The sequence below is a fragment of the Ligilactobacillus sp. genome, from assembly GCF_036846325.1.
Classification (GTDB): domain Bacteria; phylum Bacillota; class Bacilli; order Lactobacillales; family Lactobacillaceae; genus Ligilactobacillus.
Map to the genome: position 1 here is coordinate 19,317 of NZ_DAIUCE010000012.1, position 11,200 is coordinate 30,516.

Sequence of the window (11,200 nt, forward strand, 5' to 3'; positions counted from 1 at the left end):
CAATCTTTTTTCCTGATTCAAGTACATAGCTTTTATCGTGTTTATTAACTGTGATATTATCTATTTTTATATTTTTATCATGATTCCTAACTTCATATGTTACAGATTTATCGTTATTATCAAGCAAAATCATTTCAAACATCATTAGCTATCACCGCCTTGCCACTTTCGTCAACCGTTAAATATTCATCTTTCAATTACAACAATCTTAAGAATCCATAGTATCACTGCTAACACAATTGCCACAACAGCTGAGGTATAGTATTTCTTTTCCTGATTACTTTTCCTCCCCAAATCATCCATCTGCTTACAATCATTATATTACACCTTTCTATGTGTATCGCCAATCTTATTATTATTTTCTACAGCCTGATTCCCGACAGCTCAAGCAATTCGATGATAATTACAATAACCCAACAGACTATCTGCAGATTTTTTCCTGTTACCATGTTCCAATCCCTCTAAATCTTATGATATACTACGCTCTTTCCTCAATCTTTATTAAGTTTTCCTTTTCCGAGTTGCCGTTGCTCAACACTCAAATACATGTCTGCTGCAAATATCCTTGTCATGTTTCAAATCCCTGCCCTATGGTAATTTCAATGATAAATCAATGCTATGCCCACCGGTAATCTCAAGTTGAACTTCTCCACTTGTAGCCAAAAACAATTACTAGTATAATAAATCTGATTGCAAAAACACAGAACGGAAAGGAAGCAATACATTTGGAAGAAGAATCACGTTTCGGCTTCGGCGAAAGCCACGCGAAAGTCATCTTAATCGGTGAACATTCCGTAGTCTATGGAAGACCAGCAATTGCGATTCCGCTCAAAACAATTAAGGCAACGTCCACGATAAAATCACGGGAAGACGGGCAGATTATCATTCACAGCGAACGTTTCGACGGTTTGCTGGCTGATGCTCCGTCAGACATGACTGGAATCAAAAAACTGATCCTGGATGCTGTCAGAAGACAAAATTACCAGAAAGGACTTGAAGCAACGATTAAAAGCATGGTGCCGATTGCACGGGGAATGGGTTCTTCGGCATGCGTCGCCGTTTCCCTGGCACGTGCGCTGTTCAGTTTCTTTTCCTTGCATTTCAGCGAAAAAGAACTGCTTGCGGCGGCAAACATCGAAGAAGTTGCCACGCATACCAATCCGAGCGGACTTGATGCCGCAACCTGCGCGTCAAACACGCCGATCTGGATGAAGGCCGGCCGAATCAAGCGCATCCCGATCAATCTGGACGGCTGCCTTTTAATCTGCGATACCGGCATCAAGGGGCAGACTTCTGAAGCAATCGCTGCCGTCAAGAAGCGTCTCGGAAGCGACGCAAAAGAAACAAACGCCCTGTTTGACGAGCTTCAGTCGCTGACTCTTGCCGCCGGAAAACAGCTGGCAAAAAACGATCTGCCCGGCCTGGGACAGACGTTTGATGCCGCCCAAAGCGTACTCAAGGCTCTTGGCGTAAGCTGCGACGAGCTTGACAAGTATATTTCCATCGCAAAGGACAACGGCGCGCTTGGTGCCAAGCTGACCGGAGGCGGGCGCGGCGGATGCTTCATCTGTCTGACGGAAAATGCAGCGCAGGCAAACGAACTGGCTCAAAAGCTAAGTCTGTCCGGGGTACGGAAAACATGGATCGAACCGCTCGCTGCCAAGGAGGTATCACCCGCTTTATGAAAAAAACAGCAAGAGCTCACACAAACATTGCACTTGTCAAATACTGGGGCAAGGCAGATGAAGAACTGATCATTCCCATGAACGGATCCGTTTCACTGACGCTGGACCATTTTTATACGGATACGACGGTCGAGTTTGATCCTACGCTGACGGAAGACGTTTTTTGCCTTGACGGCAAGCAAAAGTGCGATCCTAAAGTAGCCGGATTCATGAATCTTGTCAGAAAAATGGCAAAAAAGGAAACTTTTGCAAGAATCGATTCGATCAATCACGTACCGACAGCGGCCGGACTGGCCTCTTCCGCATCGGCCTATGCCGCCCTTGCGCTTGCAGCCACCAGCGCAGCCGGACTGCATTTGACGGGAAAAGAGCTCTCGAGACTCGCAAGACGCGGTTCAGGATCGGCCACACGCTCGATCTTCGGAGGGTTCGTCGAATGGCACAGGGGAACAGATGATCTGACGTCCTTCGCCGAGCCGGTTGAAGAAGAAACAGACTGGGAAATCTGCATGATTGCCATCGTCATCAACGGCCATGAAAAAAAGATCAGTTCCAGGAACGGGATGCAGCAAGTCGTCAGAACATCCCCCTACTACCCTGGGTGGGTCAAAACGGCCGAAGAAGATCTCAAACTGGTCAAACAGGCCATCAAAACCAGGGATTTTCACTTGCTCGGCGAAGTTTCCGAAGCAAGTGCCATGAAGATGCATGCCTTGAACATGAGCGCCAGACCGCACTTTTCATATTTTATGCCTGACAGTATTCTTGCAATGCAAAAAATTGAAGAATTAAGAAGTCAGGGCATTCCCTGCTATTACACGATGGATGCGGGGCCAAACGTCAAAGTCATCTGTGAAAGAAAGAACGTTGATTTTATCATTGACGAACTGTCAAAGTTCTTCGCAAGGGAAAATCTTCTGGTCGCAAACCCCGGCCCCGGCGCAAGACTTATCTGATTTCCCGATGATTCCCGCTGCAATCAGGGGAATTTTTTCATCATCGATCATTGAAAGGATTTGAAAAAATTGATTAAGGTCAAAGCACCTGGAAAGCTTTATATTGCGGGCGAATATGCGGTCGTTGAAACCGGATGTCCCGCAATCCTGGTCGGTCTCAACAAATACGTCTACGTTTCAATCGAAGACAGCAAGGATTTTGGCACGATCATTTCAAAGCAATACGAAAACTCGACCGTTGTCTGGAAAAGACGCGGCGAACACATGGTAATCGACAATCGCGACAACCCGTTTGAATATATCCTGTCAGGCATCAGAATCACCGAACAGTACGCCCAGGAGCTCGGCAGAAAAATGCGCTGCTATGATTTGAAAATTGACAGTGAACTTGACAGCCCGAGCGGAAAGAAATACGGCCTCGGATCATCTGCAGCAGTCACCGTTGCAACCGTCAGGGCACTTTGCCAGTACTACAGGCTGGATGTGACGCCTGACCGGCTTTTCAAGCTTGCAGCCATCGCTCATTTCGAAGTCCAGGGGAACGGATCGCTTGGAGACATTGCCACCAGCGTTTTCGGCGGCTGGCTCGAATACCATTCGTTTGACCGCCAGTGGCTTAAAACGGCCCGTCACAACTATTCCCTTGGCGAACTGCTCGCCAAGACCTGGCCGGGGCTCAAAATCAAGTCCCTCCCTGTATTTGACAATCTTAACCTTCTCATCGGCTGGACGGGATCGCCCGCTTCAACCTCGAACCTGGTCGACAAAGTCGAGCTTTCCAAGGATGAAAGGCGCAAGAAGTATCTGGAATTCGTTCATGAAAGCAGCAAATGCGTTGAACAGATGGAAGTTTCCTTCCAGGAACATGATTTGAAGGGAATTCAGGAATGTCTGCGCAAAAACCGCAGCCTCCTGGAAAACCTGCATGAAATCACGGGCGTCGAAATTGAGACGCCGACACTGAAATATCTGATTGAAAGTGCAGAGCGTTTCGGCGGTGCTGCCAAAACGTCCGGCGCAGGCGGAGGCGACTGCGGCATCGTTTTGATCGACTCTTCAATCGACACGGCTCCCCTGCTCGATGAATGGACAAAACACGACATCATCCCGCTTGACTTGAGCGTCCATTACAACGACTGATTTTGCAAAAGGAGGGCAAGATGAATCTTCATTCGCACAGAAAAGACGAACACGTCATGATTGCAGAAAAGCTTTACCGTAAGAAAAGTTCAAACGGTCTGGAAGGCGTCCGGCTCATTCCGGCCAATCTTCCGGAAATTTCACTGGACGAGGTCAGCCTTTCAACGACTTTGGCCGGAAAAAAGATTGAAGCCCCGTTCTTCATCAACGCCATCACCGGCGGAAGCGAGACGACAGACCGGCTGAACGAGAAGCTGGCCATGGCGGCAGCTGCCACGGGACTTGCCATGGCCGTCGGCTCCCAGAGCATTGCACTCAAAGACCCTGCATTTGCCAGGGGCTTTGAAAGACTCCGTTCAATCAATCAAGACGGCATCATGCTGGCAAATCTCGGTGCCGGACATCCACTGAAAAATGCAGAGCAGGCAGTCAGGATGATTTCCGCAGACGCACTTGAGCTTCACCTGAATGCAGCTCAGGAGCTGGTCATGCCGGAAGGAGATTCATCCTTCTACTGGCTTGATAATCTGGTGGAACTGAAAAAATGCCTGAATGTGCCCGTCCTGATCAAGGAAGTCGGATCCGGCATGACGCCTCAGACTCTGAAGATCCTGGCTGAAAACAATTTTTCCTACGTCGACCTGGCAGGTTCAGGCGGGACGAACTTTGCAGCGATTGAAAACGAGCGGCGCAAAGGCAAGGAGACGCTTTCCTTCATGCAGGAACTCGGCCTGACGACCGCCGAAACACTTCTGGGCGCAAGAAAGCATGAACGGGAACTTCACGGTCTTGCCCTCACCGCCTCCGGAGGAATCAGGAATGCCGAAGACATCGTCAAATGTCTCGTCCTCGGTGCGGAAAACGTCGGCATCTCCGGCATGTTTCTCCACGTTCTGATCAAGGACGGAACAGACGGCCTGATTGAAAGAATCGAGGAACTTAAGCTCGGTGTAAGGACGCTCATGGCCCTTCTGGGATGTCGCACCGTTTCAGAACTGAAGAAAACGCAAGTGATACTCTCCGGAGAACTAAAGAACACTGTTGAACAGCTTTGACACAAAAAACCGTCTCGATGATGAAGACGGTTTTTTGTGTGTTTTCAGAATCCTGATTCTCCCTGTCAACCCAATCCCCGAAGAATTTCCACTTTAATTTTCCACGCATGCGTGCTAACATTATCCTTATTCTTACATATCGAGGGAGAAACAACTTATGAAGCCAAAATACATCATGCTCAGCATGCTGACGCTTTCGCTCATTCTTGGCGGATGTTCCGATTCCGGAAAAAGCCACGGTGAAAAGAGCGGAACGGAAGTCAGTTTTCTTTCGGGAAAGAAGTCCGGATCATCATCTGCAAAGTCAGACACGGAAAAGAAGGCTGCCAGTTCAAAGGAAGATGACGACACCGTCAAAACGCAGACAATGGAAGATGCTGACACTTCAGCTCTTACATCTGATCAGTGCATCGCCTGGGGAACTGCGGCATACGCAGTTTGTCATCACCTGAGCTTCGCCGACACGACGGACCTTTCCGCCAAAATTACAAATAAGAACGGCTACGGATACATTACCATGTTCAAGGAAAAGAAACAGGTTGCGTACTATCAGATCACTGCTGACGGATATCTCAAGGACGTGAAGACGAAGAAGATCGTCAGCAGAAAGCCGATTCAGATTGTCCTGACCAAATCCAAACATAAGAAGCACCAGGACAACATGAATGACTTCAATAAAGACAGCAGTTCCTCGTCAGAATCATCCGGCAGCAGTACATTCAACATCGGCGGAAGAAAAGATGAAGTGGACGAGGACACACCGTTTTCCAGCCAGCATCCGGCAAGTCAGGAACAGCTGGCCGTCATGGCTGCTCAGGCACTCTGTAATGAAGACACTATCTCTGATCCACCCGAGAAGGGACAGGAACCAGGTTCAGCAAATTCAAGAATTACCATCCGTGACTATGGAAACGGGCAGATTTTCCTTTGCACCTATTCAAGCGCCAACAAGGACTGCGGTGTGGTCTGTGATTTCAATTATACCGTTGCAGTTTCCGATAATACCATAAGAATTCATCAGATTGCTGCAGCCTTGTCGCAAGATCAAATTCTTGATGGATCACTCTTTGATAACTTTGATGATGACAGCGGGGCCATTCTCAAAAACACCTTCACCCCAGACCAGCTCTACCAAAAATACGGCAATCAGAGAAGACAGGTCGATGCCTGGCTCAAGGTAATGAAGACACAATACTGACAATTAAAAAGAGCACACCCGAGTTGGATGTGCTCTTTTTCATTATCCTAAGATTCTCAAACCCTTCGGGAAGAAGTTCTTCACCGTCAGGTCAACGGCCTTGCCGAATGAGTAGGCCTTGCCCTCACATACCAGCAGATACCATCCGCTGCCCTGTTCCGGACGTCCTGCAAGAGTGATGACGTTTCCTGACACATATTTCTGCCAGTCAGATATGTCCGTCTCAATTACGCGAGGACACTCCGCCGGATCAAGTGCGAGCGCAAGGCTGTATGAAGGCTCGAAACGCTTCTTCTTGAAGGTGCCCAGCAAAAGCCCTGGTCTGATGAACTTCAACCGTGAGATGTCAGGCCATGACCTTCTGTATAGATACAGATGATCGCCCAGAACGCTCAGGTCCGAGTCCCTGACATCCAGTCCGAAGTCTTTGGCGAAGCTTTGCCAAAGCCCGGCCTGCTCAGAACTCATGGAAGACTTTCTGCCGTGTTTTTTTCTGTCCTTCTTCCTGGAAACATTCTCGGCTGCAGGACGCGTATCCAACAGTTTGGCAATGAAATGCCCTTCACCCCTGAAATGGTGCATCATCAGCCTTACGCAGCCTCGAAGTTCTGCATTTCCATCGGAAAATTCAGGGCGTCCCTCATCCATGCCGGAGTACTTTTTAATCGGAACGAGTTCCAGATACGGGTATTCGTTCAAGAGCCACGTTATGATCTGCTCATCTTCTTCAGGCGCAAACGTACAGGTCGAGTAAACAAGCGTGCCCCCCTGCTTCAGCATCTTCATGGCATCGGCAAGAATCAGCTTCTGTCTTGCGGCACATTCTGCCGGGTAATCCTTATGCCAGTACTTTGTCGCAGCATGGTCCTTCCTGAACATTCCTTCGCCCGAACATGGCGCATCGACAACGATTTTATCGAAGAACTTCTCAAATGTCTTCGTCAGCCCCGCCGGATCCTCGTTGGTGACGATAACGTTTTCTGCACCGATTCGCTCCATGTTTTCAGCCAGGATCAGTGCACGCTTCCTGTTGATTTCGTTTGAAACCAGCAGGCCTTCATTGTTCATCAGGGATGCCAGGTGACTGGACTTTCCGCCCGGTGCCGCGCAAAGGTCAAGGATCTTCTCTCCCGGCTTCGGATCGCAGACTTCACCGACATACATTGCGCTGAGGTCCTGGCTGTAGACATATCCCGCCTGATGTTCAAGCGAGTTGCCGCTGACGGATCCGACATAACCGACTGCAGAATACTCAACCGGGTGTTCCAGATTCAAGGCAACGTTTTGATAATTGGATTTCAGCGGATTCAGCCGAAAGCCCTTCTGAGGTTCGGCATCAAAGCTTTCAAAGAAGGATTCGGCCTCATCGCCAAGCAGTTTCGTGTATTTTTCAATAAACTCATCAGGTAGATTCATGATCAGCAACCTCTTCTAGTCTTTTTTCATCTGGCGCTTCAGCAGCCAGTAAAACAGGCCGCTTGAGCAGACAAAGAGTCCGCCAAGGAAGCAAAGCACCAGGATATAGGAATTAAGATTGTAGAAGAGCGTTCCCGCAAGACCGCCCAGAATCAATCCGAGCGCAATGCAGATGCTGAATGCCCTCCATTCCGCAAAAATAAAACGCGGCACGTCAACCTTCAAGAACATCGTTTCATCGTAGTTTCGCTTGGAAGAAATAATCCAGAAGACGATTTCGCCGATCATCAAAACGATGACCAGAACAATCCCTAAGGCCTGTGCCCAGTGCGAGGCAATCCACGATTCATCAGAGACGATGAAGTGACTTGCGACCTGACGCCTGACCGAATTGGCACCAAGCGCCGACTTGATTGTGTTTGACTTCAGGTCCTGCGAGCTGTCGAGCAGGATGCGGTAATTGTTCGAATATGCATCCTGAAGCTGGGCAGTCGAAAGAGAAATGAAAATCTGGTCATCAAGTTCCGAATTATAGTTGTCGCCCATAACGCCGATTACGGGAACGTATTTGCCGTTCCACTTCAGATAAGCCTGGTCTTTTGGACGATACAGCCTGTTCTGCCAGTTCTTGCCGACAACCACCGTCGCTACGTTCGATTCAAAGTCGCTGTCTGAAAAGAAGTGTCCCGAAAGCATCGGCGGAGCAGTAAAGCTGCCCTTGCCGTAAAAATAGGTCACGTGCTTGTTTTCGCAATCCTGGTAATGAACCTGAACGTTGTCCAGCAAGTCAGTCTTTCCGATCTTCCGGTTAAGATCGTACAGGGTCATGTTCTGCTTCAGCGTCACGCGATACGTGTTTGGCGAAAGATTGTGATTATTAAGCTGAATGATCATGTCCCGTTCCTGAATCTTGAAACAAAGATAGACCGAAAAGAATGCGACTAAAAAGATATAGAAAAATACGTAGATGCGCTTTTTAAACAAAATCTGCCAATCCTTCCATTAGTGTATGCCCAATGCCATTTTGGCATAACTCGTCATGCGGTCCGTCGTCCAGGCCGGTTCCCAGATGAACTTGACGTCGACTTTCTTGATTTCCTCAACGTCTCCCAGGGCATTCGTCACGAGATCAGCCAAAAGGTCGGTCAAAGGACACCCCATCGTCGTCAAGGTCATGGAAACGACGCACGTTCCGTCCTCAGTAAGATCTATTGCATAGACAAGGCCCAGGTTGACGATGTCGACGCCAAGCTCAGGGTCGGTCACCATTTCCAGCCGGTCCAGAATCTCTTCCTTGATTTGTTCGTTCGTACGTTCTGACATTTAATCTACCTCGCTTATCTGTTTTCGTAATATTCAGCAAATTTTTCGGCCATCTCGACCGTTGTTTCATATGAGACCTTGTGCACGGCCTTTTCCGTCGTCGTAAACGTCATGTTCCGGGCATAGTCTTCATCCCTGATCCGATCGTAAAAAGCCCTTGTCGGCTTGTACGGCACCATCTGATCGGCCGTTCCGTGCCAGAAATGAAAAGGACGACCGGCAATCTTTTCCGGCGCAAGCGACAGGTCAATTGCGCGCAGAGCCTGAAGCTGGGAATCAACGTATTGCTGCGGAACGTTCTTGACCTCCGGCATCGAAGCAATCAGTTTCTTCGCAAATTCGACCGGACAGGGAGAACCCATCAGGCAGACTGCAGAAGAAATCCAGTCGTAGGAAGCCATCAACGCACATGTCGTGATGCCGCCCATTGAAAGACCGCTGACGCCGACAAAGCCATCCTTGATTCCAGCCGTTTCTTCGTAGTAATCGACAATCCTTGGAAATTCAGCGACCGAATCAGCGATAATCTGCCAGAATTCAAGAAAGTGCGTCTTCGCGGGTCCGTTCACTTCACGTTCGCCATGATACTGCGCATCGGGCATGACTACACGGAAGCCACGCCTGGCTATTTCATAGCCCTGCGTCAGGACCTTTTCCTTGCATCCTTCCCAGCCATGGTAAAAGAACACAAGCGGCAATGATTCATCTCTCAGATCACTGTCAGTAAGTTCCAGAACGGGATACTCTCCCGCATGTTTGCATGCAACTTCAATCATCAGAAAACCCCCATCCGAAATATCTATTCTAATTATACACTATTATGGCATATTTCGCCTTTTACCGAAATTGAAATTTAATGATTCATAAACGTTAGTTAAAGTAACAAGGTATGCTTTCTCAAAAATCATCGCATTTGCCGAGAATATGCCTGATTTCCCGCAAGGATACGGGTGCATCTTCTTTTTTATGGTATTCGACGGACTCGATCTGTCCGATTTCATCAATTCCTTCGACATAAACGCAATCACCGAATTCGTATTGATCCTCATCTGCAAGGCACATGATTGCCGAGCCGCTGTCATCAAAACAGACGTTGCAAAAAATCAGCTCGTCCTTGCAGCGCAGCACCTTCTCATAGTTGAACGGGTTGAGAATTTCGCCGGCGACTCCGTAATAATAAAGCAGATAATTCAATTTTTCAGCAAACTTCGGCCAGTCGACGGGCAGACCGCGCTTGTCAAAACTGCCCTTGACCTCTTTTTTTCTGCCGAATTTTGTTTCGAGTCTGATCAGATAATTTTGCTCTCCGGCAGGATTTTCGCAAACGTCAGCGGGATTGCCTTCAACCCTTGAAAAAGCATTCACTGAAACATCATCCAGAAAATTAGATACGATGCCAGCAAGCTGCACGTTGCTTCTCACCTTTAAACGATCAAACTTGTTTCTTTGCACGACGATTGACTCGGATGCGCGATCAATCACGATTCTTTCGCTTGAATCGACGATTTCTTCGTCTGAAAAATTCAGGCACCGGTTGAACAAAAGCTCGATTCTGTCGACTTTGTCGGGATTTCCGTCAAACACCAGCAGATCATCTCGCTTGAACATGGAGCGAATCATATCAGAGATGGACGAGAGTCGTCCGCTTTTTTGCAGTGCCCCGTGCGTTTCGAACTCTTCTCCTGCTTCATTTACGAAAATGAGCTTCCAGTCGTCACGACCTGATTTTTCAAAAAAAGTTTCGTAAACGTCTTTCAAATCTCCCATGACCCCGTCAAAAGCAGGATTCGGAAAAAGATACTCGTCCCCCATGCCGGGCGGATTGTGATTGACGATTTCGATCGTTGCCTTTTCATCATTCAATTCCAAAATCTGCTCAAAAATCGTGCTTCTCTTCTTTCTCGAATAAAGCGTGACTTTCTTGATTTTGCCTTCAAGCGGACGATGCGTTTCAAAATCATTTTCCATTCTGATTCCCCCTAAAAATGCAGTGCTCTGACGCACCTTTTCCTGAATTTCCTGTCACTTTTTCAAAAACGGTTTACTTTCCTGAAGTCAGATCATAACTCATTCTGACCAACGATTTGAGTTTTTCGTCTGAAACGATGCCGTCAAGACCAACCGTAACCCAATTTTCCTTGTTCATGTGGTATGCCTTGAAAATACCGTGCTCTTTTTGTAAAGAACCGACAAGTTCCTTGTCACATTTGAGATTGACAACGTCAACCACCCCCTCTTCGTCTGAACCTAACCACTTTTTTTGAACGTTCATCACCAGCGCAAACCATTTTTTGCTGTTTTTATGCCTGAAGACCTCGTTTCTAGGCGATTTCTTCCATGGATAATCAAAACTTGCATCGTAGTTTTGGATGACGAACTTTTCAAAATCATCCCTGTTCACCAAAATCACTCCTCTTAAACGAATTC

General features: G+C 47.9%; 11 protein-coding genes. 5 read left to right on the forward strand and 6 right to left on the reverse strand.

Features of this window, described 5'->3' with window-relative positions:
• The first annotated feature begins 725 nt into the window (after positions 1–725).
• From mvk to V7Z60_RS02485, 5 genes are all read left to right on the forward strand, one after another.
• Positions 726–1,685, forward strand: coding sequence for a mevalonate kinase (mvk, locus tag V7Z60_RS02465; RefSeq protein WP_334116022.1), 960 nt, complete (start codon positions 726–728; stop codon positions 1,683–1,685).
• The gene (mvaD, locus tag V7Z60_RS02470) at positions 1,682–2,641 is read left to right on the forward strand and encodes a diphosphomevalonate decarboxylase (protein ID WP_334116023.1); all 960 of its coding nucleotides are present in this window, start codon (positions 1,682–1,684) and stop codon (positions 2,639–2,641) included. Before mvk ends, mvaD begins: the two co-directional genes overlap by 4 nt.
• Before the next feature lie 69 nt (positions 2,642–2,710).
• Positions 2,711–3,781 carry a phosphomevalonate kinase gene (locus V7Z60_RS02475; protein ID WP_334116025.1) on the forward strand — a complete coding sequence of 357 codons (1,071 nt, stop codon included), beginning with the start codon at positions 2,711–2,713 and terminating at the stop codon, positions 3,779–3,781.
• A 20-nt stretch (positions 3,782–3,801) separates the two neighbouring features.
• On the forward strand, positions 3,802–4,836 hold the full coding sequence (fni, locus tag V7Z60_RS02480) for a type 2 isopentenyl-diphosphate Delta-isomerase (RefSeq protein WP_334116027.1): 1,035 nt from the start codon (positions 3,802–3,804) through the stop codon (positions 4,834–4,836).
• A gap of 157 nt (positions 4,837–4,993) precedes the next feature.
• A complete protein-coding gene (locus V7Z60_RS02485) occupies positions 4,994–6,034 on the forward strand; it encodes a hypothetical protein (protein WP_334116029.1) in 1,041 nt (346 codons plus the stop codon).
• A gap of 42 nt (positions 6,035–6,076) precedes the next feature.
• Here V7Z60_RS02485 and V7Z60_RS02490 read toward each other — a convergent pair whose 3' ends face one another.
• The 6 genes from V7Z60_RS02490 to V7Z60_RS02515 all read right to left on the reverse strand — a co-directional run.
• A complete protein-coding gene (locus V7Z60_RS02490) occupies positions 6,077–7,450 on the reverse strand; it encodes an RsmB/NOP family class I SAM-dependent RNA methyltransferase (RefSeq protein WP_334116031.1) in 1,374 nt (457 codons plus the stop codon).
• Between the two features lie 15 nt (positions 7,451–7,465).
• The gene (locus tag V7Z60_RS02495; RefSeq protein WP_334116033.1) at positions 7,466–8,434 is read right to left on the reverse strand and encodes an ABC transporter permease; all 969 of its coding nucleotides are present in this window, start codon (positions 8,432–8,434) and stop codon (positions 7,466–7,468) included.
• A gap of 18 nt (positions 8,435–8,452) precedes the next feature.
• Positions 8,453–8,773 carry a metal-sulfur cluster assembly factor gene (locus V7Z60_RS02500; protein ID WP_334116035.1) on the reverse strand — a complete coding sequence of 107 codons (321 nt, stop codon included), beginning with the start codon at positions 8,771–8,773 and terminating at the stop codon, positions 8,453–8,455.
• A gap of 14 nt (positions 8,774–8,787) precedes the next feature.
• On the reverse strand, positions 8,788–9,549 hold the full coding sequence (locus V7Z60_RS02505; RefSeq protein ID WP_334116036.1) for an alpha/beta fold hydrolase: 762 nt from the start codon (positions 9,547–9,549) through the stop codon (positions 8,788–8,790).
• A gap of 121 nt (positions 9,550–9,670) precedes the next feature.
• The gene (locus tag V7Z60_RS02510) at positions 9,671–10,741 is read right to left on the reverse strand and encodes a hypothetical protein (RefSeq protein WP_334116037.1); all 1,071 of its coding nucleotides are present in this window, start codon (positions 10,739–10,741) and stop codon (positions 9,671–9,673) included.
• A gap of 73 nt (positions 10,742–10,814) precedes the next feature.
• Positions 10,815–11,200: MmcQ/YjbR family DNA-binding protein (locus V7Z60_RS02515; RefSeq protein WP_334116038.1), on the reverse strand; the 386-nt coding region annotated here is incomplete at its 5' end.

Coding starts and splice junctions, on each gene's coding strand:
- mvaD (WP_334116023.1), top strand. CDS start 1,682: ATGAAAAAAACAGCAAGAGCTCACACAAACATTGCACTTGTCAAATAC.
- fni (WP_334116027.1), top strand. CDS start 3,802: ATGAATCTTCATTCGCACAGAAAAGACGAACACGTCATGATTGCAGAA.
- V7Z60_RS02485 (WP_334116029.1), top strand. CDS start 4,994: ATGAAGCCAAAATACATCATGCTCAGCATGCTGACGCTTTCGCTCATT.
- V7Z60_RS02490 (WP_334116031.1), bottom strand. CDS start 7,450: ATGAATCTACCTGATGAGTTTATTGAAAAATACACGAAACTGCTTGGC.
- V7Z60_RS02500 (WP_334116035.1), bottom strand. CDS start 8,773: ATGTCAGAACGTACGAACGAACAAATCAAGGAAGAGATTCTGGACCGG.
- V7Z60_RS02505 (WP_334116036.1), bottom strand. CDS start 9,549: ATGATTGAAGTTGCATGCAAACATGCGGGAGAGTATCCCGTTCTGGAA.
- V7Z60_RS02510 (WP_334116037.1), bottom strand. CDS start 10,741: ATGGAAAATGATTTTGAAACGCATCGTCCGCTTGAAGGCAAAATCAAG.